We start from the raw sequence: 21,867 nt of genomic DNA on the forward strand, positions 1-21,867 counted from the left end.
TTTTCGAAGAGTATAATACTAGACTCAAATCAAAAAGCATTATACAATAGTAATATGAAATCAACTAAAGAAGAAATCAAAACCATCAAAACACTTTTAAAAGACTCTCGTACAGCTAAATATCATAAACGCCTTCAAATCGTTCTATTTCGTCTGATGGGCAAATCTTATAAAGAGATTATAGAGCTTTTAGACTGTAATCAAACAACGATTTGGCGAAACGTAAAAAAATATGAGGAGTTCGGACTCGACTCTCTCCTTCAAGAAACACGTGGTGGTCGTAACCATGCATATATGACAGTTGAGGAAGAGAAAGCCTTTCTTGCCCGTCATTTGAAGGCTGCAGAGGCAGGAGAATTTGTTACAATTGATGCCTTATTTCAGGCTTATAAAAAGGAGTTAGGTCGTTCCTACACACGTGATGCCTTCTATCAACTGTTGAAGCGCCATGGTTGGCGAAATATTACGCCACGTCCAGAACATCCTAAGAAAGCAGACGCTCAAACCATTGTCGCGTCTAAAAATAAAATCTCAATTCAAGAAGACAAGAAAGCGCTTTAAAACCAGTAGACCTTTTCATAAGGTTCGCTTGATGTACCAAGATGAGGCTGGTTTCGGTAGAATCAGTAAACTGGGATCTTGTTGGTCTCCAATAGGAGTAGGTCCACATGTCCATAGTCACTATATACGAGAATTTCGCTATTGTTATGGAGCTGTTGATGCCCATACAGGCGAATCATTTTTCTTAATAGCTGGTGGATGTAATACTGAGTGGATGAACGCCTTTTTAGAAGAGCTTTCACAAGCTTATCCAGATGATTATTTTTTACTCGTTATGGACAATGCTATATGGCATAAATCAAGTACCTTAAAGATTCCGACTAATATTGATTTTACCTTTATTCCTCCATACACACCAGAGATGAACCCATTGAACAAGTGTGGAAAGAGATTCGTAAACGTGGATTTAAGAATAAAGCCTTTCGAACTTTGGAAGATGTCATGAATCAACTCCAAGATGTCATACAAGGACTGGAGAAGGAGGTGATAAAGTCCATCGTTAATCGGAGATGGAATAGAATGCTTTTTGAAAGCAGATGAGTATAAAATTGAATTGCTTATAAAAAAGCTCCATACACTGGATGTGTATAGAGCAATGGGGCTTTATTTGATATAGAGTTCTTGGTTTTTTAGGACAATTTCTCGGATACTTGCAAACTTTTTAAGTTTTTTGATTTCTTCTGGATGAGTGACGAGAGTAATAACATATCCTTCCTTGCCTATACGGCCAGTACGACCAGCACGGTGTGTGTAGGTTTCGCTATCTCTAGGAATATCAAAGTTTACGACACATTCTAGGCTATCGATATCAATTCCACGAGCCAAAAGGTCAGTTGCAAGAAGCAGGGTTAGTTGGTTATCTTTAAACTTTTCTAAGATGATTTTTCTAAATTTAACATTAACATCACTAGCGAGGGAAACAGTCAATATATCACGATACTGTAGTTTTTCCTCGGCATTCCCAAGGTCTGACAGGCTATTGAAGAAGACTAGACCACGGAAATCCTCTACATGAGCCAGTTTTCGTAGCATATCCACTCGATGACGTTGGTCTACCTGCATGTAGAAATGCTGGATATTGTCCAATTTTTGGTCAGAGAGATCAATAGTGCGTGTATTCGGCACAATCTTTTCTTGGTCAAACTTGGTCGTGGCACTCATGTAGACCAGTTGGTGGTCACGAGGTGCGTAGTGAGTGATTTTTTCTACAAAGTGAATCTGAGAATCATCTAGTAATTGGTCAAATTCATCCAGGATGATGGTTTCCACATTCATCATCTTGATTTTTTTAAGTTTAATGAGTTCAAAGATACGGCCAGGAGTTCCAATCAGAATTTCTGGCCCCTTTTTAAGACGTTCAATTTGTCGTTTCTGACTTGAACCTGAAAGGAAGAGTTGAGCAGTCAATCCGATAGCTTCTGCCCACGTTTTACATACATCAAAAATCTGTCCAGCAAGTTCCGTGTTTGGTGCTAGAATCAAGAGTTGTTGGGCTTTTTTCTTTTGTAGTCTGAGAAGACTTGGTAGGAGATACGCTAGGGTCTTACCAGTTCCGGTTTGGCTCACTCCTAGGAGGTTTTCTCCAGCAAGAAGGGGCTCAAATAGTTGAGTTTGAATGGGGGTGAATTCTTGGAAACCGAGTTGGTCACTCAGTTCTTGCCATTCAGTCGGTAGTTTGGTTTTCATTTTTCTGCCTCAAATCTAATGCCAGCAGTCTGGCGCATGGTATATAGTAGCTCATGAACAGAGCCTGCATCATACAGCCAAGTTTTGTAGAGATTCAGATCTGGTTGCTGGATCATGTGTGCAAATGCAGCGACTTCCTCAGTCATCGTATGAGGAGCCTGTTGGATAGGAAGCTGGACTTGATTTCCTTGGTGGTCGGTAAAAATAGCTGAGCGAATATGCTCAATCGTGTTGAGAGTCAAGGTTCCATCTGTTGTATAAATCTCGCAAGGAAGATTGGAAGTGATGTTTTTTCCAGCCTTGATGTGAACTTGATAGTCTGGGTAGAAGAGGATACCATCTCCATTTAGGTCAATGCTATTGTCAAGCTGTTGAGCATGGTAAGTCGCGTCATTAGCTTTTTCAAAAAGACGAACAGCAGCATAGAGGGGATAAATCCCCAAATCCATGAGGGCTCCACCAGCAAAACGGTCTGAAAAGACATTTGGTGTTTGTCCAGCCAACAAGTCAGGCATCTTGGAAGAGTATTTGGCATAGTTGAAATCTGCTCCTAACACTTGCTTATCTGTTAAAAAGTTTTTGATAGTAGTAAAGGCTTTCTCGTGGTAATTACGAGCTGCTTCAAAGATAAAACAGTTATTTTTTTCAGCTGTTTGAATCAAATCAAACCATTCTTGTGGTTGAGTGACAGCTGGCTTTTCGAGAATAACATGTTTACCAGCAGACAAGGCAGCTTTTGCCTGAGCAAAATGTAAGGAGTTTGGACTGGCGATATAGACTAAATCAAAAGAAGATTTGAAGAAGACTTCTAATTGATCGAATAGTTGGATATTCTGATAGCGAGAAGCAAAGGTTGCTGCAGTTTCTAGTTTTCTAGAATAGATTGCGACCAGTTGGTATTCTCCACTGGTATGGGCTGCTTCTATGAAATGATGGCTGATAGCGCCAGTTCCGATGACACCTAATTTTAGCATAAATACTCCTTTTCCGATTTTAAATCCTTCTTTCATTATAACATAGATAGACGGGACTATCCAACAGAGAGGAGAAAATTTCAAATAAGCTATTAGCTTTCTTTTCCGAATAAATAGATAGAAGCATAGAATCTAGCAAACCTAGATTTAAAAATGTGCTATAATAGAAGGAGGAAAAGGAGGATTCTCAGACATCCAGGTATCAGCCCAACTAATGATTTGTCAATTTATCCGCGATATGCTGGACTTGCCAGCAAAAAATGTGACGATTTTGGAGGGAAGTAACATTCACGTCTTGCCTTCCATGCCCTACTCAGCGCAAGATTTCTATACTAGTATAGACGTCTTGGCGGAGTTAGATAATGGAATCCAAGTTATCATCGAAATTCAGGTTCATCATCAGAATTTTTTCATCAATCGCCTATGGGCTTATCTGTGCAGTCAGGTTAATCAAAACCTAGAAAAAATTCGCCAACGTGAAGGTGATACCCACCAGAGCTACAAACAAATCGCACTAGTATACGCTATCGCAATTGTCGATAGTAATTACTTCTCAGATGACCTAGCTTTTCATAGTTTTATAGTAAAATGAAATGAGAACAGGACAAATCGATCAGGACAGTCAAATCGATTTCTAACAATGTTTTAGAAGTATAGGTCTACTATTCTAGCTTCAATCTACTAGAAATTCCATAGATAGAAAACTACATAATCTCTACAGATACGGATGTTGGAGTTGATGTAAGATGCTTTGGCTTGCTAGAGGAATTGTGGATTGCCAAATTGTATCATTGAAATTATTGCTCAAATTTGTTATGATATAAATATGAATAAAAGTAGACTAGGACGTGGCAGACACGGGAAAACGAGACATGTATTATTGGCTTTGATTGGTATTTTAGCAATTTCTATTTGCCTATTAGGCGGATTTATTGCTTTTAAGATCTACCAGCAAAAAAGTTTTGAGCAAAAGATTGAATCGCTCAAAAAAGAGAAAGATGATCAATTGAGTGAGGGAAATCAGAAGGAGCATTTTCGTCAGGGGCAAGCCGAAGTGATTGCCTATTATCCTCTCCAAGGGGAGAAAGTGATTTCCTCTGTTAGGGAGCTGATAAATCAAGATGTTAAGGACAAGCTAGAAAGTAAGGACAATCTTGTTTTCTACTATACAGAGCAAGAAGAGTCAGGTTTAAAGGGAGTCGTTAATCGTAATGTGACCAAACAAATCTATGATTTAGTTGCTTTTAAGATTGAAGAGACTGAAAAGACCAGTCTAGGAAAGGTTCACTTAACAGAAGATGGGCAACCTTTTACACTTGACCAACTGTTTTCAGATGCTAGTAAGGCTAAGGAACAGCTGATAAAAGAGTTGACCTCCTTCATAGAGGATAAAAAAATAGATCAAGACCAGAGTGAGCAGATTGTAAAAAACTTCTCTGACCAAGACTTGTCTGCATGGAATTTTGATTACAAGGATAGTCAGATTATCCTTTATCCAAGTCCTGTGGTTGAAAATTTAGAAGAGATAGCCTTGCCAGTATCTGCTTTCTTTGATGTTATCCAATCTTCGTACTTACTCGAAAAAGATGCGGCCTTGTACCAATCTTACTTTGATAAGAAACATCAAAAAGTTGTCGCTCTAACCTTTGATGATGGTCCAAATCCAGCAACGACCCCGCAGGTATTAGAGACCCTAGCTAAATATGATATTAAAGCGACTTTCTTTGTGCTTGGGAAAAATGTTTCTGGGAATGAGGACTTGGTGAAGAGGATAAAATCTGAAGGTCATGTTGTTGGAAACCATAGTTGGAGCCATCCGATTCTCTCGCAACTCTCTCTTGATGAAGCTAAAAAGCAGATTACTGATACTGAGGATGTGCTAACTAAAGTGCTGGGTTCTAGTTCTAAACTCATGCGTCCACCTTATGGTGCTATTACAGATGATATTCGCAATAGCTTGGATTTGAGCTTTATCATGTGGGATGTGGATAGTCTGGACTGGAAGAGTAAAAATGAAGCATCTATTTTGACAGAAATTCAGCATCAAGTAGCTAACGGCTCTATCGTTTTGATGCATGATATTCACAGTCCGACAGTCAATGCCTTGCCAAGGGTCATTGAGTATTTGAAAAATCAAGGTTATACCTTTGTGACCATACCAGAGATGCTCAATACTCGCCTAAAAGCTCATGAGCTGTACTATAGTCGTGATGAATAAGCAAGAAAAAATAGGTCTGTTAGATATTTGACAGACTTATTTTTTACAGAATATAGTACTACTTAAAAAATGTTTTATGCTATAATTGATGAATAAAATAGAAGGAGAAGCATATGAATACCTATCAATTAAATAATGGAGTAGAAATTCCAGTATTGGGATTTGGAACTTTTAAGGCTAAGGATGGAGAAGAAGCCTATCGTGCAGTGTTAGAAGCCTTGAAGGCTGGTTATCGTCATATTGATACGGCGGCGATTTATCAGAATGAAGAAAGTGTTGGTCAAGCAATCAAAGATAGCGGAGTTCCACGTGAAGAAATGTTCGTAACTACCAAGCTTTGGAATAGTCAGCAAACCGATGAGCAAACTCGTCAAGCTTTGGAAAAATCTATAGAAAAACTGGGCTTGGATTATTTGGATTTGTATTTGATTCATTGGCCGAACCCAAAACCGCTCAGAGAAAATGACGCATGGAAAACTCGCAATGCGGAAGTTTGGAGAGCGATGGAAGACCTCTATCAAGAAGGGAAAATCCGTGCTATCGGCGTTAGCAATTTTCTTCCCCATCATTTGGATGCCTTGCTTGAAACTGCAACTATCGTTCCTGCGGTCAATCAAGTTCGCTTGGCGCCAGGTGTGTATCAAGAACAAGTCGTAGCTTACTGTCGTGAAAAGGGAATTTTATTGGAAGCTTGGGGGCCTTTTGGTCAGGGAGAACTATTTGATAGCAAGCAAGTGCAAGAAATCGCAGCAAATCACGGAAAATCGATTGCTCAGATAGCCTTGGTCTGGAGCTTGGCAGAAGGATTTTTACCACTTCCAAAATCTGTCACAACCTCTCGTATTCAAGCTAATCTTGATTGCTTTGGAATTGAACTGAGTCATGAGGAGAGAGAAACCTTAAAAACGATTGCTGTTCAATCGGGTGCTCCACGAGTTGATGATGTGGATTTCTAGAAAATCATAAAAAGAATTGTACATTATTCTAATTTTTGATATAATAGTCAGCAGGAAAGAAAGTCTTATGGCGTTCTTCAAGCGAGCTTGGGACAGTGGGAGCCAAGTAGGGCAAAATAATGAGCTGGCGCTTTCTGTAGTATTTTCAAAAACAATGAAGTAATAAATTAGGGTGGAACCGCGTTTCTGACGCCCCTAGGTTAAATCAACCTAGGATTGTCAGATGTGGTTCTTTTGCTTATTCAGTCTATTGTGTGAAAGAAAGGAGAGCCGTGGACAACCTTTATCTTGTAAAAGACGATAGTCAACTAGCTACATTTCGTGATTTTGTAGTAAGAAATACTGAAAAGTTGAAAGATTATCAATCTTTTTTAAAGAATGAACTTGCAGTCTGTGATTTACCGCAAGCCGTTATTTGGTCAGATTTTAATGCTGCTACACAGATTATTAGGGAAAGCGCTGTTCCAGCCTATACAAATAATAGACGAATGGTTATGACTCTTATATCTGGTTCGAAGAGGGGATGGTTGAATATATTAGTCGCAAGTATTTCTTGACAGAAGAGGAATTTCAAGCGGAAAAAATTTGTAATCAATCTCTCGTAGAACTTTTTCAGAAGAAGTATAGTTGGCATTCATTGAATGATTTTGGTTCTTCGACTTATGATAAGAACTATGCAAGTATTTTTTATGAATACTGGCGCAGCTTTTTGACAGTAGATAAGTTGGTAGAAAATTTAGGTAGTGTACAAGCGGTCTTAGATTCTTATCATTTATGGGCAAATACAGAAAAAACTTTTCCCTTGTTAGATTGGTTTGTTCAGCAGAAATTAATTGAAAAAGAAATATAAAAACTAAAGGAGTAAACAATGTCTAAGAAATTGACATTTCACTGCATCAGTGGCAGAGACCTCCTTACAGTCGGACTGCCCCACGCTCAGCACTAGGGTGCTGAGCTAGACGCAGTACTAACTCGTCTTGCCTCGTATAATCGACGAGGTAGACTCGTGTCGCAAGAAATTATTTTTTATTAAGGAGTAAACAATGTCTAAGAAATTAACATTTCACTGCATCAGTGGCAGAAACCTCCTTACAGTCGGACTGCCCCACGCTCAGCACTAGGGTGCTGAGCTAGACGCAGTACTAACTCGTCTTGCCTCGTATAATCGACGAGGCAGACTCGTGTCGCAAGAAATCATTTTTTATTAAGGAGTAAACAATGTCTAAGAAATTAACATTTCAAGAAATTATTTTGACTTTGCAACAATTTTGGAATGACCAAGGTTGTATGCTTATGCAGGCTTATGACAATGAAAAAGGTGCGGGGACAATGAGTCCTTACACTTTCCTTCGTGCTATCGGACCTGAGCCATGGAATGCAGCTTATGTAGAGCCATCACGTCGTCCTGCTGACGGTCGTTATGGGGAAAACCCTAACCGTCTCTACCAACACCACCAATTCCAGGTGGTCATGAAGCCTTCTCCATCAAATATCCAAGAACTTTACCTTGAGTCTTTGGAAAAATTGGGAATCAATCCTTTGGAGCACGATATTCGTTTTGTTGAGGACAACTGGGAAAACCCATCAACTGGTTCAGCTGGTCTTGGTTGGGAAGTTTGGCTTGACGGAATGGAAATCACTCAGTTCACTTATTTCCAACAAGTCGGTGGATTGGCAACTGGCCCTGTGACTGCGGAAGTTACCTATGGTTTGGAGCGCTTGGCTTCTTACATTCAAGAAGTAGACTCTGTCTATGATATCGAGTGGGCTGATGGTGTAAAATACGGAGAAATCTTTATCCAGCCTGAGTATGAGCACTCAAAATATTCATTTGAAATTTCGGACCAAGAAATTTTGCTTGAAAACTTTGATAAGTTTGAAAAAGAAGCTGGTCGTGCATTAGAAGAAGGCTTGGTACACCCTGCCTATGACTATGTTCTCAAATGTTCACATACCTTTAATCTGCTTGACGCGCGTGGTGCCGTATCTGTAACAGAGCGTGCAGGCTATATCGCTCGTATCCGTAACTTGGCCCGTGTTGTAGCCAAAACCTTTGTTGCAGAACGCAAACGCCTAGGTTACCCACTTTTGGATGAAGAAACACGAGTTAAACTTTTAGCAGAAGACGCAGAATAGTGAGTAATACTGTACTCTAAAATCGTTAGAGGCAAGTCGAAGACTTGCTAGAGGGATATGCACCGCCGTACTGTTATGTGGGGATTTTTGAAACCTTAGGTTCAAAAATCAGTCAGCTAAATCCACTTTGATGAGATTGTTGGAAATCTTGATAAATTTAGCATTGGATTTCCATACAGACTCACAGAGTTAGTTAGCGACGTCCCCAGTACCTAAGGTGCATATCAAAAAAGATTGAAGAAAATGTAAAGGAAAAAACATGACAAAAAACTTATTAGTAGAACTCGGTCTTGAAGAATTACCAGCCTATGTTGTCACACCAAGTGAAAAACAACTAGGCGAAAAAATGGCAGCCTTCCTCAAGGAAAACCGCCTGTCTTTTGAAGCCATTCAAACCTTCTCAACACCACGTCGTTTGGCTGTTCGTGTGACTGGTTTATCAGACAAACAGTCTGATTTGACAGAAGATTTCAAGGGACCAGCAAAGAAAATTGCCTTGGATAGTGATGGAAACTTTACCAAAGCAGCTCAAGGATTTGTCCGTGGAAAAGGCTTGACTGTTGAAGATATCGAATTCCGTGAAATCAAGGGTGAAGAATATGTCTATGTCACTAAGGAAGAAGTTGGTCAAGCAGTTGAAGCCATTGTTCCTGGTGTTGTAGATGTCTTGAAGTCATTGACTTTCCCTGTCAGCATGCACTGGGCTGGAAATAGCTTTGAATACATTCGTCCTGTCCACACTTTAACTGTTCTCTTGGATGAGCAAGAGTTTGACTTGGATTTCCTTGATATCAAGGGAAGTCGTGTGAGCCGTGGCCATCGTTTCTTGGGGAAAGAAACCAAAATTCAGTCAGCATTGAGCTATGAAGAAGACCTTCGTAAGCAGTTTGTAATCGCAGATCCATGTGAACGTGAGCAAATGATTGTTGACCAAATCAAGGAAATTGAGGCAAAACATGGTGTACGTATCGAAATTGATGCGGATTTGCTGAATGAAGTCTTGAATTTGGTTGAATACCCAACTGCCTTCATGGGAAGTTTTGATGCTAAATACCTTGAAGTTCCAGAAGAAGTCTTGGTGACTTCTATGAAGGAACACCAGCGTTACTTTGTTGTTCGTGATCAAGATGGAAAACTCTTGCCAAACTTCATTTCTGTTCGTAACGGAAACGCAGAGCGTTTGAAAAATGTCATTAAAGGAAATGAAAAAGTCTTGGTAGCCCGCTTGGAAGACGGAGAATTCTTCTGGCGTGAAGACCAAAAATTGGTGATTTCAGATCTTGTTGAAAAATTAAACAATGTCACCTTCCATGAGAAGATTGGTTCCCTTCGTGAACACATGATTCGTACGGGTCAAATCACTGTACTTTTGGCAGAAAAAGCTGGTTTGTCAGTGGATGAAACAGTTGACCTTGCTCGTGCAGCAGCCATTTACAAGTTTGACTTATTGACAGGTATGGTTGGTGAATTTGACGAACTCCAAGGAATTATGGGTGAAAAATACACCCTTCTTGCTGGTGAAACTCCAGCGGTGGCAGCTGCTATTCGTGAACACTACATGCCTACATCAGCTGAAGGAGAACTTCCAGAGAGCAAGGTCGGCGCAGTTCTAGCCATTGCAGACAAATTGGATACGATTTTGAGTTTCTTCTCAGTAGGATTGATTCCATCAGGTTCTAATGACCCTTATGCCCTTCGTCGTGCAACTCAAGGTGTGGTTCGTATCTTGGATGCCTTTGGTTGGCACATTGCTATGGATGAGCTGATTGATAGCCTTTATGCATTGAAATTTGACAGTTTGACTTATGAAAATAAAGCAGAGGTTATGGACTTTATCAAGGCTCGTGTTGATAAGATGATGGGCTCTACTCCAAAAGATATCAAGGAAGCAGTTCTTGCAGGTTCAAACTTTGTTGTGGCAGATATGTTGGAAGCAGCAAGTGCTCTCGTAGAAGTAAGCAAGGAAGAAGATTTTAAACCATCTGTTGAATCACTTTCTCGTGCCTTTAACCTGGCTGAGAAGGCAGAAGGGGTTGCTACAGTTGATTCAGCACTATTTGAGAATGACCAAGAAAAAGCTTTGGCAGAAGCAGTAGAAACACTCGTTTTATCAGGACCTGCAAGTCAGCAATTGAAACAACTCTTTGCGCTTAGCCCAGTCATTGATGCTTTCTTTGAAAATACTATGGTAATGGCTGAAGATCAGGCTGTCCGTCAAAATCGTTTGGCAATCTTGTCACAACTAACCAAGAAAGCAGCTAAGTTTGCTTGTTTTAACCAAATTAACACTAAATAAAATTTGATAAACGGACTTTATCTTATTACAAAGGAGAAGAAATGGATCCGAAAAAAATTGCTCGTATCAATGAGCTTGCTAAAAAGAAAAAAACAGAAGGCTTAACACCAGAAGAAAAAATGGAACAAGCCAAACTACGTGAGGAGTACATCGAAGGTTATCGCCGCGCTGTTCGTCACAACATTGAAGGAATCAAAATTGTGGACGAAGAAGGAAACGATGTTACACCAGAAAAACTACGCCAAGTACAACGTGAAAAAGGATTACATGGCCGTAGTCTTGATGACCCAAATTCATAATAATACTCTTCGAAAATCAAATTCAAACCACGTCAGCTTCACCTTGCCGTACTTAAGTACAGCCTGCGGCTAGCTTCCTAGTTTGCTCTTTGATTTTCATTGAGTATAAGTATTCTTTCTTTTAACAAGGATAGATGAAACGATAACAAAGAGACTAGCAGTTTGTGTTTGTTAGTCTTTTTTCGCTAAAAAAGGAACCATAATGGTTCCTAAAAACTATCATTAGTAACTTGCACCGGCTGTAGCGTCTGCGTCACCACCGTGGCCTCCAGCATCCCCTGAATCAGAAGCGCCAGAAGTAGCATCGGCGTTTCCATGACCTCCGGCAGCAGGAGCAAATGGTCCGCTACCACCCACCAAACGTTGACCAGTCTCTTTTAGGTACCAGTCAAGCCATGGTTGGAAGTTAAAGACGATTTCATTGATACCAGCGTATGATCCATCAGGATAGTACATTGCTTGGTAGTTGTGAGTGTTGATAACACCTGCAGGAGAACCTGGAACGATCGTACGGACGTATTCTTGGTTTCCGTTGCGAAGTGTTCCGATAACCCACTCTACGTTCTTCATACGTGCTGGTGGAAGAGAACCATGAACAGTCGACATACGGCTACCTGATTGAGGTGGTACACGTTTAGCGAACATAGTGTCTGGATCTTGGTGAGCGTTGTTGTAGTAGAGGAATTGGTTGTTGTCATCAGCGTATGTCAATTCAAATGGCATAGCTTTCAAGAACATATCAATTTGGTTAACTGTTAGGATACCGTGGTCCAATTTGACATAGGTATCACCAGAAACAGCACCAGTGATTGCTGCAACTTTTTCTACCCATTCTGGATCGTCAGGGTCAACTTCTGTGATGGTTGTAGCGATTGGTTTTCCACAATCCAAGTCTTCTGATTCGATTGGTTTTGGTTTTTTCAATTTCGAAACGACTCCTACGTATTTAACAAAGTTATCTAAGCAAGTTTCAAGGAATTTAACAGTGCCTTCGTTGGTGATATTTCCGTTGTTATCAAAAGCTTCCTTAGCTTTACCAAGAAGGAATTCGTTACCTGGAAGCGTGTAGGCATTAACACCTGGAGCATCAAGGATTTTACGAAGGTGAACTTGAGCACGTGATGTTCCTTGGTCATAGTATGATGCACCCACAATCATAACAGGCTTGTTTTCAAATGGATGAACTTCGTATGAAAGCCATTCAAGTACAGATTTGAGTGAAGCTGAGATAGTGTGGTTGTGCTCAGGAGTGGCGATAATGACACCATCAGCACGTGTAATCTTGTTATACAAGAAACGCAATTGGAAGCTTTCGTCCCATTTTTCGTCTTGGTTAAACATTGGAACTTCGTCGATTTCAAGTACTTCTAATTCAAATTTGAATTTGAAATTGCGACGGATAAATTCCAAGAGTTTGCGGTTATATGATTGATCGTAGTTTGATCCAACAAGTCCAACAAATTTCATTCTTTCGGTCTCCTATCTTACAAATTTTCCCAGTCAAATTCTTCTGCATCTTTGCGAAGCAATTCTTGCGCATTGCGCAATTTCTCAGTAATCTTCACGAAGATACGGAAGTCATCAAAGATGGCATCCAATTTCTTGATAACATCAAGGTCAACCAAGTCGCCACTTGGGTTAAATGCTTGAAGAGAGTGTGAGAGCAAGAATTCATCTGGAAGAACATTTGCCTTGATTTCAGGAGCATTCAAGATTTGACGAAGTTGCAATTGGGCACGAGATGAACCAAGCGTACCGTAAGAAGCACCTGTAATCATGATTGGTTTGTTCAAAAGTGGGTAAATACCATAAGACAACCAAGCAAGAGCGCTCATCAAAACAGCTGGAATAGAGTGATCATACTCAGGAGTACCGATAATAACGCCATCTGCCTCTTCGATTTTAGCAGCAATTTCCAATATTTCAGCAGGTACTTGCTTGTCAGCTGGTTTGTTGAAGACAGGAATGGTCTTGATTTCAACAAGTTCAATTTCAGCTTTGTCAGCAAAGTGTTTTTGCATGTATTGAAGCAATTGACGGTTTGTAGAACGTTTTGAATTTGTTCCAACAATAGCAATAAGTTTTAACATGATATTTCCTTTCTCTTTTTACATAATACAATTTTAAAATTCCATTGAAACAGTTGTCTCTATAGAGTAGGAATTCCTGAAGAACAGCTTAGGTGGCCTTCTTTATCGATGAGGATGACTTCGATGCCCTCCAAACTTTCGACTTGCCAGAGGATAGAAGCAGGTCTTTCTCCAAAGAGTCGAGTCGTCCAGATTTCGCCATCGACTGATTTATCAGAGATGATTGTTAGACTCGCTAGTTCCGTTTCAACAGGATATCCTGTTTGACTGTCAAAAATTTGATGGTAATCTTGTCCATCGACGGTCAGGTGACGTTCATAAATGCCTGAAGTCACGACAGATTTATTGACAACAGGGATGGTCATTAAATGATTTCCCCTAGGATTGGCTGGGTCTTGAATCCCGATTTGCCATGGGTTATCCCCTCTTGCCTGATTTTTTCCAATGGTCAGGATATTCCCTCCCAGATTGATCAAGGCAGAAGTCACCCCCTCTTTCCTAAGAAATTGGGCAACCTTATCCGCACTGTATCCTTTGGCTAAACAACCTAGATCGATCTTCATTCCTTTCTGTTTTAAAAACACAGTAGAAGTAGAAGAATCTAACTCGATACCATGAGGATTGATTAGAGGCAGCACCGATTCAATTTCTTGAGGCTGGGCGACCTTGGCATCTGAAAAACCGATACGCCAGGTTTGAATTAAGGGACCAATGCTGATATTGAGGTGGCTAGAGAGCGCTAGGCTATGCTCTAACCCAAGTGAAATCAGCTCAAACAGGTCTGGATGAACCGTGACGGGGGATATTCCTGCTTGATAATTGATTTCCATCAACTCAGATTCTTGACTATTGGCGTTGAAGCGGTATTCAAGCTCTTTGAGCAAGTCAAAGGATTTTTGGAGAAAGATATCGGCTTGCTCATCCACTAATGAAATAGTGATAGTAGTCCCCATTAGCCGTTCAGAATGTGAACGAAGAGTCAAGCTACCAACTCCTTTCTCTTATAGAAAATAAGTTGTAATATAAAATAATTATCTAAATTGAAGCCCTTACATTTTATTTTCATGTTATTAGAATACCATAAAGTTAGAATTTTCACAAACAAAATTTGGAAAAAGTCAAGAAATATGCTCATAAAATTCATGAGGCTTGAAAACAGGATAAATGGGGAATTATTTTTGATAAAAAATGCTGAAATAATAGTACCCCCCTTGTAAACGCTAACGGTAAATGGTATACTAGTAAGGTAAATTTAGAATGAAGGCAGGAAATTTTTTATGAGTAAAATCGTTGTAGTCGGTGCTAACCACGCTGGTACAGCATGTATCAATACCATGTTGGATAATTTTGGAAATGAGAACGAAATTGTTGTATTTGACCAAAACTCTAACATCTCTTTCCTAGGATGTGGAATGGCTCTTTGGATTGGTGAACAAATTGACGGTGCTGAAGGCTTGTTCTATTCTGATAAAGACAAATTAGAAGCTAAAGGTGCTAAGGTTTATATGAATTCACCAGTTCTTTCAATCGACTATGATAACAAAGTGGTTACAGCAGAAGTTGAAGGAAAAGAACACAAAGAATCATACGAGAAATTGATTTTCGCTACAGGTTCTACACCAATCTTACCACCAATCGAAGGTGTTGAAATTGTTAAAGGAAACCGCGAATTTAAAGCAACTCTTGAAAACGTACAATTCGTGAAATTGTACCAAAATGCTGAAGAAGTTATCAATAAACTTTCTGACAAGAGCCAACATCTCGACCGTATCGCCGTTGTTGGTGGTGGTTACATCGGTGTTGAACTTGCTGAAGCCTTTGAACGTCTTGGAAAAGAAGTTGTCCTTGTTGATATCGTTGATACTGTCTTGAACGGTTACTATGACAAAGACTTCACACAAATGATGGCGAAGAACTTGGAAGATCACAACATCCGCTTGGCTCTAGGTCAAACTGTTAAAGCAATCGAAGGTGATGGTAAAGTTGAACGCTTGATTACTGACAAAGAAAGCTTTGACGTGGATATGGTTATCCTTGCAGTTGGTTTCCGTCCAAACACAGCCCTTGCTGATGGTAAGATCGAACTCTTCCGCAACGGTGCCTTCCTTGTAGACAAGAAACAAGAAACATCTATCCCAGGCGTTTACGCTGTTGGTGACTGTGCGACTGTTTATGACAATGCTCGTAAAGATACAAGCTATATCGCTCTTGCTTCAAATGCTGTTCGCACTGGTATCGTTGGTGCCTACAACGCTTGTGGACATGAATTGGAAGGAATCGGTGTTCAAGGTTCAAATGGTATCTCAATCTACGGTCTTCACATGGTTTCAACTGGTTTGACTCTTGAAAAAGCGAAAGCTGCTGGTTACAACGCAACTGAAACAGGCTTTAACGATCTTCAAAAACCAGAATTCATGAAACATGACAACCATGAAGTAGCAATTAAGATTGTCTTTGACAAAGATAGCCGTGAAATTCTTGGTGCCCAAATGGTTTCACATGATATTGCAATTAGCATGGGAATCCACATGTTCTCACTTGCTATCCAAGAGCATGTGACAATTGATAAATTGGCATTGACAGACCTCTTCTTCTTGCCACACTTCAATAAACCATACAACTACATCACAATGGCTGCCCTTACGGCTGAAAAATAAAAATGAATGAGCTATCTGGCCTTAAGTTAAGGTCAGATAGTTTTTAGCCAATCTGTCCCCATACAATTATAGTTTTTTTATCTTGTGCTTCATTCTGTTCTGACTTAAAATGAAAAGGTAGCTACCAATACAAATGATGAGGATAAAACAAATGACTGAAAATCGTTATGAACTAAATAAAAACTTGGCACAGATGCTCAAGGGTGGTGTTATTATGGATGTGCAGAATCCTGAACAGGCTCGTATCGCAGAAGCTGCTGGTGCGGCAGCTGTGATGGCCTTGGAACGAATTCCGGCTGATATTCGTGCAGCTGGAGGAGTTTCCCGCATGAGCGACCCAAAGATGATTAAGGAAATCCAAGAAGCGGTTAGTATTCCAGTAATGGCTAAGGTCAGAATCGGGCATTTTGTTGAAGCTCAGATTTTAGAGGCTATTGAAATTGATTATATCGACGAGAGTGAAGTTCTATCTCCAGCTGATGACCGTTTCCATGTGGACAAGAAAGAATTCCAAGTTCCTTTTGTCTGTGGTGCTAAGGATTTGGGTGAAGCCTTGCGTCGTATCGCTGAAGGTGCTTCCATGATTCGTACCAAAGGAGAACCAGGGACAGGGGATATCGTCCAAGCTGTTCGTCATATGCGTATGATGAATCAGGAAATTCGCCGCATTCAAAACTTACGTGAGGACGAGCTTTATGTTGCTGCCAAGGATTTGCAAGTCCCTGTAGAATTGGTCCAATATGTTCATGAACATGGAAAATTGCCAGTTGTAAATTTCGCTGCTGGAGGTGTTGCAACGCCAGCAGATGCTGCGTTAATGATGCAATTAGGGGCAGAGGGGGTCTTTGTCGGTTCAGGTATTTTCAAGTCAGGAGATCCTGTTAAACGAGCGAGTGCCATTGTTAAGGCTGTGACTAACTTCCGTAATCCTCAAATCCTAGCTCAAATCTCTGAAGATTTAGGAGAAGCCATGGTTGGTATTAATGAAAATGAAATCCAAATTCTCATGGCTGAACGAGGAAAATAGATGAAAATTGGAATATTGGCCTTGCAAGGGGCCTTTGCAGAACATGCAAAAGTGCTAGATCAATTAGGTGTCGAGAGTGTAGAACTCAGAAATCTAGATGATTTTCAGCAAGATCAGAGTGACTTGTCGGGTTTGATTTTGCCTGGTGGTGAGTCTACAACCATGGGCAAGCTCTTACGTGACCAGAACATGCTACTTCCCATCCGAGAAGCCATTCTATCTGGCTTACCAGTGTTTGGGACCTGTGCGGGCTTAATTTTGCTGGCTAAGGAAATCACTTCTCAGAAAGAGAGTCATCTAGGAACTATGGATATGGTGGTCGAGCGTAATGCTTATGGGCGCCAATTAGGAAGTTTCTACACGGAAGCAGAATGTAAGGGAGTTGGCAAGATTCCAATGACCTTTATCCGTGGTCCGATTATCAGTAGTGTTGGTGAGGGTGTAGAAATTCTAGCAACAGTGAACAATCAAATTGTTGCAGCCCAAGAAAAAAATATGTTGGTAAGTTCTTTTCATCCAGAATTGACTGATGATGTGCGCTTGCACCAGTACTTTATCAATATGTGTAAAGAAAAAAGTTGAGATTGAATTTCTCAACTTTTTTACATGTAATAAACAATAGCGATGTATTGAAGTGCGGACGCAGCTAGGATAAAGAGATGCCAAATCATGTGGAAATAAGGTTTTTTCTTGGCATAAAATCCAGCTCCAACTGTATAACAGAGTCCGCCAGTTACCATGAGACTCCAGAAAACGGGTGTCGTTTGACTGATAATGGCAGGAATGATAGCCAGAACCAACCAGCCCATAATCAGGTAAAGAGCAAGGCTAAATTTCTCATTGACCTTTTTAGCAAAGATTTTATAGAGAATACCAAAGATGGTCGTTCCCCATTGGATGACAATAATCAGATAGCCAAACCAGTTATTCATCAAGGTCAAGACAACGGGCGTGTATGAGCCGGCAATGGCAACGTAAATCATAGAATGGTCAATGATTCGCAAAACATATTTGTGGGTCGAACCATAGGCCATAGAGTGATAAATGGTGGATGATAGGAACATGAGAAAGAGACTGATGACGAAAATGGAAACGCCGATAGAGGATAAAAATCCGTGTGCTTCATAACTATAGATGGATGAAATAGGCAGCAAGATAAGCATGATGACTGCACCCACAGCATGGGTCACGCTATTAGCAATCTCCTCTCCAAAACTGAGTTGTTTGCTGAGTTTAAGACTAGTGTTCATTGGATTACCTCCTCTTGAGTATGATCGATTAAGTCTAGAGTTTGATGATAGAGTTTGACGGTTTGGCAGCTGGTTTGGATAATAGGGTTAGCTGGGTCAATTCCTTGGTTCATGTAGTCCACAAAAGCATCGTAGAGTTGGTCTGAACTTGCTTGAGTTTGTAGAGTATTAAGTGTCTGGGCTATTTCTTGAATAGAAAATACAGACTTGAGGGTTGTGATAGCAATCAAACGGGCAATCTGTTGGCGTTGGTATTTTTTTTTGTCAGGCTTTGTCAGGTAACCATTTTTCACATAATTGTTGACCATAGATGCTGTTAGGCCCTTGTCTTTATTAGGAGAGATAGGGGCGCAGACCTGATTGACATAGAGCAAAACCTGGTCCAGATAGAGGTCAATGTTTGGAATTTCTGCCCATTTTGGGTAGGAAAAGGTAGTTTTCATTTTCAACTCCTTTTTATATAGTTTTGATAACTAGATTATAAAATAACAAAAACACAAAGTCAAGTTTTAACTGCTTGTAGAAATACTTAAATTATGCTATGATGGGAGAAACTAGTCAGAAATGAGGAAAAAAGATGGAAATTCGTTTAGCTTTTCCAAATGAAGTAGATGCCATCATGCAGGTGATGGAGGATGCCAAAAAATGTTTAGCAGATGCTGGTAGTGACCAGTGGCAAAATGGCTATCCAAATGCAGATGTTATTATCGATGATATCATCTCAGGGCAAGCCTACGTAGCCTTGGAAGAGGGAGAACTGCTAGCCTATGCTGCTGTGACCAAGAGTCCAGAGGAGGCCTATGAAGCTATTTATGAGGGAAACTGGCAAGCTGGAGAGTCAGAGTATCTAGTCTTTCACCGTATTGCTGTGGCAGCAGATGTGCAGGGAAAAGGAGTTGCTCAAACCTTCTTAGAGGGCTTGATTGAAGGTTTTGATTATCTTGATTTTCGCTCAGATACGCATGCTGAAAACAAGGTTATGCAACATATTTTTGAAAAACTTGGTTTTAAACAAGTTGGTAAGGTGCCAGTAGATGGCGAACGCTTGGCCTATCAAAAATTAAAGAAATAATGCAAAAGAAGTATGTAAAAATACTCTACTCCTCACCAATTGGTATTCTATCACTTGTAGCTGATGACCATTATTTGTATGGAATTTGGGTTCAGGAGCAGAAGCATTTTGAGAGGAGACTAGGAGATGAAACGATAGAAGAAGTTGTTAGTCATCCTATTTTAGACCCAGTTATTGCTTGCTTAGATGATTACTTTAAAGGCAAGCCTCAGGATTTATCCAACTTGCTCTTGGCGCCAATCGGAACGAATTTTGAAAAGAGAGTTTGGGACTATTTACAGGGCATTCCTTATGGTCAGACAGTGACCTATGGACAAATTGCTCAAGACCTGCAAGTGGCTTCTGCTCAAGCAATTGGTGGAGCAGTGGGACGCAATCCTTGGTCTATCCTAGTACCTTGTCATCGTGTGTTGGGAGCAGGCAAGCGTCTGACAGGCTATGCTGCAGGAGTGGAAAAGAAAGCTTGGCTCTTGGAGCATGAAGGCGTAGATTTTAAAGATATAAACAAATAGAAGGAGAAGCACATGTTAGAATTTATCGAATACCCCAAATGTTCAACTTGTAAAAAAGCAAAACAAGAATTAAATCAATTAGGTGTGGACTATAAAGCCGTCCATATCGTGGAAGAAACACCTAGCCAAGAAGTCATTTTGAATTGGCTAGAAACCTCAGGATTTGAATTGAAGCAATTTTTCAACACCAGTGGTATCAAATACCGTGAATTAGGGCTAAAAGATAAGGTAGGAAGTTTGTCAAACCAAGAAGCGGCTGAGTTGCTAGCAAGTGACGGTATGTTGTTAAAACGGCCCATTTTAGTAGAAAATGGAACTGTTAAGCAAATCGGTTATCGAAAATCTTATGAAGAACTGGGACTGAAATAGTTTTTATCTATCTCTTTGATAGATAAAATATATAACTTCCCTGTTTCAAAGTATGATAAACTAGTAGGTAGACAAAGTCTGTATCTGACCGTAGCAAATAATTTCATTGACGGCAGAAGCATGGTAGAATGAATCATTATCAGAAGAGGATGTTTTTATGAATGTTCCAACGATTTTAGCATCAGATTGGTACCAAAACTTGATGCAATTGATTCCGGATGGCAAGCTGTTTAGCCTACGTTCGGTCTTTGATGGAATCCCTAGAATTGTTCAACAACTTCCAACAACAATTATGTTGACAATTGGTGGTGCCCTTTTTGGCTTGGTTTTGGCGCTTCTTTTTGCCATTGTGAAGATCAATCGTGTCAAGATTTTATATCCCTTGCAGGCCTTCTTTGTTAGTTTCTTAAAAGGGACACCGATTTTGGTGCAACTCATGTTGACCTACTACGGAATCCCTTTGGCTTTGAAAGCCCTCAATCAGCAATGGGGAACTGGTCTCAATATCAATGCGATTCCAGCTGCAGCTTTTGCGATTGTCGCTTTTGCCTTTAATGAGGCAGCTTATGCTAGTGAAACCATTCGTGCAGCCATTCTCTCAGTTAATCCTGGTGAGATTGAGGCGGCGCGCAGTCTGGGTATGACCCGAGCGCAAGTTTATCGACGAGTGATTATTCCTAATGCAGCGGTGGTAGCTACTCCAACCTTGATTAATTCCCTCATCGGTTTGACCAAGGGAACATCTCTAGCTTTTAGTGCGGGTGTTGTGGAAGTCTTTGCCCAAGCTCAGATTCTAGGTGGAGCTGATTATCGCTATTTTGAACGCTTCATCTCTGTTGCCCTTGTTTATTGGGTAGTCAATATCGGAATTGAAAGCCTCGGTCGTTTCATCGAGAGAAAAATGGCTATTTCTGCACCTGATACAGTGCAAACAGATGTGAAAGGAGACCTTCGTTAATGATTAAGATTTCGAATTTAAGCAAATCCTTTTCAGGACAGACTGTCTTGGATCATCTGAACTTGGATATTCAAAAAGGGGAAGTTGTAGCCTTGATTGGTTCTTCAGGAGCTGGAAAATCAACCTTTCTTCGCAGTCTCAATTATCTTGAAACACCTGACAGTGGCTCTATTCAGATTGATGGTTTTTCAGTTGATTTTTCTAAAATCACTCAAGAAGAAATCCTTGCCCTACGCCGTAAGTTGTCTATGGTTTTCCAACAGTTTAATTTATTTGAACGTCGAACAGCACTTGATAATGTGAAAGAAGGCTTGGTTGTTGTCAAGAAATTATCTGACCAAGAAGCGACTAAGATTGCCAAGGAAGAGTTGGCTAAGGTTGGGCTTTCGGACCGTGAAAACCATTATCCTCGCCATTTATCAGGTGGACAGAAGCAACGGGTTGCCCTAGCGCGTGCGCTTGCTATGAAACCAGATGTTTTGCTCTTAGACGAACCAACTTCAGCCCTTGACCCAGAATTGGTCGGTGAAGTAGAAAAGTCTATTGCAGATGCTGCTAAGTCAGGTCAGACCATGATTTTGGTCAGTCATGACATGTCCTTTGTAGCCCAAGTTGCGGATAAAATTCTCTTCTTAGATAAGGGGAAAATCATCGAGTCTGGAACTCCGGATGAGATTATCCACACCCCTAAAGAAGAGCGGACAAAAGAATTCTTCGCTAGTTACAAACGGACTTATATTTGATATAATAGATAAAGGAAAACTCAGTTAGTTGGACTAGCTGAGTTTACTCTTTAAAAAAGATAG

Annotated in this window: 20 protein-coding genes and 3 pseudogenes; 16 read left to right on the forward strand and 7 right to left on the reverse strand. The window is 40.4% G+C overall.

Annotated elements, in window-relative coordinates:
* Positions 1-54: 54 nt before the first annotated feature.
* Positions 55-1,101, forward strand: a pseudogene (locus AT689_RS11795) (IS630 family transposase).
* Between the two features lie 63 nt (positions 1,102-1,164).
* On the opposite strand, the gene AT689_RS06665 reads toward AT689_RS11795, so the two are convergent.
* Positions 1,165-2,247, reverse strand: coding sequence for a DEAD/DEAH box helicase (locus AT689_RS06665; protein WP_000850587.1), 1,083 nt, complete (start codon positions 2,245-2,247; stop codon positions 1,165-1,167).
* Positions 2,244-3,221 (reverse strand): Gfo/Idh/MocA family protein, encoded by a 978-nt coding sequence (locus AT689_RS06670; RefSeq protein WP_000915901.1) that lies wholly within the window; start codon positions 3,219-3,221, stop codon positions 2,244-2,246. Before AT689_RS06670 ends, AT689_RS06665 begins: the two co-directional genes overlap by 4 nt.
* A gap of 153 nt (positions 3,222-3,374) precedes the next feature.
* Here AT689_RS06670 and AT689_RS06675 point away from each other — a divergent pair.
* The 7 genes and pseudogenes from AT689_RS06675 to AT689_RS06705 all read left to right on the forward strand — a co-directional run.
* Positions 3,375-3,810 (forward strand): annotated as a pseudogene (locus tag AT689_RS06675) (PD-(D/E)XK nuclease family transposase); the annotation flags it as partial.
* A gap of 237 nt (positions 3,811-4,047) precedes the next feature.
* Positions 4,048-5,439 (forward strand): peptidoglycan-N-acetylglucosamine deacetylase PgdA, encoded by a 1,392-nt coding sequence (gene pgdA / locus AT689_RS06680; RefSeq protein ID WP_001844203.1) that lies wholly within the window; start codon positions 4,048-4,050, stop codon positions 5,437-5,439.
* 113 nt (positions 5,440-5,552) lie between these two features.
* The gene (locus AT689_RS06685; protein ID WP_001099669.1) at positions 5,553-6,395 is read left to right on the forward strand and encodes an aldo/keto reductase; all 843 of its coding nucleotides are present in this window, start codon (positions 5,553-5,555) and stop codon (positions 6,393-6,395) included.
* A gap of 272 nt (positions 6,396-6,667) precedes the next feature.
* Positions 6,668-7,245, forward strand: a pseudogene (locus AT689_RS13465) (elongation factor Tu).
* 368 nt (positions 7,246-7,613) lie between these two features.
* Positions 7,614-8,531, forward strand: coding sequence for a glycine--tRNA ligase subunit alpha (gene glyQ, locus AT689_RS06695; RefSeq protein ID WP_000038731.1), 918 nt, complete (start codon positions 7,614-7,616; stop codon positions 8,529-8,531).
* A 259-nt stretch (positions 8,532-8,790) separates the two neighbouring features.
* A complete protein-coding gene (glyS, locus tag AT689_RS06700; RefSeq protein ID WP_000164758.1) occupies positions 8,791-10,827 on the forward strand; it encodes a glycine--tRNA ligase subunit beta in 2,037 nt (678 codons plus the stop codon).
* Positions 10,828-10,868: 41 nt separating this feature from the next.
* Positions 10,869-11,126, forward strand: a complete 258-nt coding sequence (locus AT689_RS06705) for a DUF896 family protein (RefSeq protein ID WP_000371286.1) — start codon at positions 10,869-10,871, stop codon at positions 11,124-11,126.
* A 222-nt stretch (positions 11,127-11,348) separates the two neighbouring features.
* Here AT689_RS06705 and AT689_RS06710 read toward each other — a convergent pair whose 3' ends face one another.
* From AT689_RS06710 to AT689_RS06720, 3 genes are read right to left on the reverse strand one after another with little or no spacing between them, the layout of a single operon-like run.
* Positions 11,349-12,593 (reverse strand): NAD(P)H-dependent oxidoreductase, encoded by a 1,245-nt coding sequence (locus AT689_RS06710; RefSeq protein WP_000673680.1) that lies wholly within the window; start codon positions 12,591-12,593, stop codon positions 11,349-11,351.
* Between the two features lie 17 nt (positions 12,594-12,610).
* Positions 12,611-13,216, reverse strand: a complete 606-nt coding sequence (locus AT689_RS06715) for an NADPH-dependent FMN reductase (protein ID WP_000915945.1) — start codon at positions 13,214-13,216, stop codon at positions 12,611-12,613.
* Between the two features lie 59 nt (positions 13,217-13,275).
* The gene (locus tag AT689_RS06720; RefSeq protein ID WP_000175414.1) at positions 13,276-14,199 is read right to left on the reverse strand and encodes an FAD:protein FMN transferase; all 924 of its coding nucleotides are present in this window, start codon (positions 14,197-14,199) and stop codon (positions 13,276-13,278) included.
* 294 nt (positions 14,200-14,493) lie between these two features.
* Here AT689_RS06720 and nox point away from each other — a divergent pair, with 294 nt between their 5' ends.
* The 3 genes from nox (at position 14,494) to pdxT (ending at position 17,482) form a co-directional block, all read left to right on the forward strand.
* On the forward strand, positions 14,494-15,873 hold the full coding sequence (gene nox / locus AT689_RS06725; protein ID WP_000036769.1) for a H2O-forming NADH oxidase: 1,380 nt from the start codon (positions 14,494-14,496) through the stop codon (positions 15,871-15,873).
* A 151-nt stretch (positions 15,874-16,024) separates the two neighbouring features.
* Positions 16,025-16,900, forward strand: a complete 876-nt coding sequence (gene pdxS / locus AT689_RS06730; protein WP_000138517.1) for a pyridoxal 5'-phosphate synthase lyase subunit PdxS — start codon at positions 16,025-16,027, stop codon at positions 16,898-16,900.
* Positions 16,901-17,482, forward strand: coding sequence for a pyridoxal 5'-phosphate synthase glutaminase subunit PdxT (gene pdxT / locus AT689_RS06735; RefSeq protein WP_000689945.1), 582 nt, complete (start codon positions 16,901-16,903; stop codon positions 17,480-17,482).
* Between the two features lie 20 nt (positions 17,483-17,502).
* On the opposite strand, the gene trhA is transcribed toward pdxT, so the two are convergent.
* Complete coding sequence (trhA, locus tag AT689_RS06740; protein WP_001097986.1) at positions 17,503-18,150, reverse strand: PAQR family membrane homeostasis protein TrhA; 648 nt, start codon at positions 18,148-18,150, stop codon at positions 17,503-17,505.
* Positions 18,147-18,593, reverse strand: coding sequence for a DUF1836 domain-containing protein (locus AT689_RS06745; protein ID WP_000858730.1), 447 nt, complete (start codon positions 18,591-18,593; stop codon positions 18,147-18,149). The genes trhA and AT689_RS06745 overlap by 4 nt, the downstream gene beginning before the upstream one ends.
* Positions 18,594-18,727: 134 nt before the next feature.
* On the opposite strand from AT689_RS06745, the gene AT689_RS06750 reads away from it, so the two are divergent.
* From AT689_RS06750 to AT689_RS06770, 5 genes are all read left to right on the forward strand, one after another.
* On the forward strand, positions 18,728-19,222 hold the full coding sequence (locus AT689_RS06750; protein WP_000405832.1) for a GNAT family N-acetyltransferase: 495 nt from the start codon (positions 18,728-18,730) through the stop codon (positions 19,220-19,222).
* Positions 19,222-19,734, forward strand: coding sequence for a methylated-DNA--[protein]-cysteine S-methyltransferase (locus tag AT689_RS06755; RefSeq protein ID WP_001170353.1), 513 nt, complete (start codon positions 19,222-19,224; stop codon positions 19,732-19,734). The genes AT689_RS06750 and AT689_RS06755 overlap by 1 nt, the downstream gene beginning before the upstream one ends.
* Positions 19,735-19,746: 12 nt before the next feature.
* Positions 19,747-20,103 (forward strand): arsenate reductase family protein, encoded by a 357-nt coding sequence (locus AT689_RS06760; protein WP_000889093.1) that lies wholly within the window; start codon positions 19,747-19,749, stop codon positions 20,101-20,103.
* Between the two features lie 157 nt (positions 20,104-20,260).
* Entirely contained in the window at positions 20,261-21,061 is an 801-nt protein-coding gene (locus AT689_RS06765; protein WP_001102484.1) for an amino acid ABC transporter permease, read from the forward strand.
* Entirely contained in the window at positions 21,061-21,804 is a 744-nt protein-coding gene (locus AT689_RS06770; RefSeq protein ID WP_000590986.1) for an amino acid ABC transporter ATP-binding protein, read from the forward strand. Before AT689_RS06765 ends, AT689_RS06770 begins: the two co-directional genes overlap by 1 nt.
* The last annotated feature ends 63 nt before the right edge of the window (positions 21,805-21,867 follow it).

The organism is Streptococcus pneumoniae, from assembly GCF_001457635.1.
Lineage (GTDB): Bacteria > Bacillota > Bacilli > Lactobacillales > Streptococcaceae > Streptococcus > Streptococcus pneumoniae.

Bases quoted from the DNA above. Each gene is read 5' to 3' on its own strand.
- AT689_RS06665 (WP_000850587.1), bottom strand. From the start codon at position 2,247: ATGAAAACCAAACTACCGACTGAATGGCAAGAACTGAGTGACCAACTC.
- AT689_RS06670 (WP_000915901.1), bottom strand. From the start codon at position 3,221: ATGCTAAAATTAGGTGTCATCGGAACTGGCGCTATCAGCCATCATTTC.
- pgdA (WP_001844203.1), top strand. From the start codon at position 4,048: ATGAATAAAAGTAGACTAGGACGTGGCAGACACGGGAAAACGAGACAT.
- AT689_RS06685 (WP_001099669.1), top strand. From the start codon at position 5,553: ATGAATACCTATCAATTAAATAATGGAGTAGAAATTCCAGTATTGGGA.
- glyQ (WP_000038731.1), top strand. From the start codon at position 7,614: ATGTCTAAGAAATTAACATTTCAAGAAATTATTTTGACTTTGCAACAA.
- glyS (WP_000164758.1), top strand. From the start codon at position 8,791: ATGACAAAAAACTTATTAGTAGAACTCGGTCTTGAAGAATTACCAGCC.
- AT689_RS06705 (WP_000371286.1), top strand. From the start codon at position 10,869: ATGGATCCGAAAAAAATTGCTCGTATCAATGAGCTTGCTAAAAAGAAA.
- AT689_RS06710 (WP_000673680.1), bottom strand. From the start codon at position 12,593: ATGAAATTTGTTGGACTTGTTGGATCAAACTACGATCAATCATATAAC.
- AT689_RS06715 (WP_000915945.1), bottom strand. From the start codon at position 13,216: ATGTTAAAACTTATTGCTATTGTTGGAACAAATTCAAAACGTTCTACA.
- nox (WP_000036769.1), top strand. From the start codon at position 14,494: ATGAGTAAAATCGTTGTAGTCGGTGCTAACCACGCTGGTACAGCATGT.
- pdxS (WP_000138517.1), top strand. From the start codon at position 16,025: ATGACTGAAAATCGTTATGAACTAAATAAAAACTTGGCACAGATGCTC.
- pdxT (WP_000689945.1), top strand. From the start codon at position 16,901: ATGAAAATTGGAATATTGGCCTTGCAAGGGGCCTTTGCAGAACATGCA.
- trhA (WP_001097986.1), bottom strand. From the start codon at position 18,150: ATGAACACTAGTCTTAAACTCAGCAAACAACTCAGTTTTGGAGAGGAG.
- AT689_RS06745 (WP_000858730.1), bottom strand. From the start codon at position 18,593: ATGAAAACTACCTTTTCCTACCCAAAATGGGCAGAAATTCCAAACATT.
- AT689_RS06750 (WP_000405832.1), top strand. From the start codon at position 18,728: ATGGAAATTCGTTTAGCTTTTCCAAATGAAGTAGATGCCATCATGCAG.
- AT689_RS06755 (WP_001170353.1), top strand. From the start codon at position 19,222: ATGCAAAAGAAGTATGTAAAAATACTCTACTCCTCACCAATTGGTATT.
- AT689_RS06760 (WP_000889093.1), top strand. From the start codon at position 19,747: ATGTTAGAATTTATCGAATACCCCAAATGTTCAACTTGTAAAAAAGCA.
- AT689_RS06765 (WP_001102484.1), top strand. From the start codon at position 20,261: ATGAATGTTCCAACGATTTTAGCATCAGATTGGTACCAAAACTTGATG.
- AT689_RS06770 (WP_000590986.1), top strand. From the start codon at position 21,061: ATGATTAAGATTTCGAATTTAAGCAAATCCTTTTCAGGACAGACTGTC.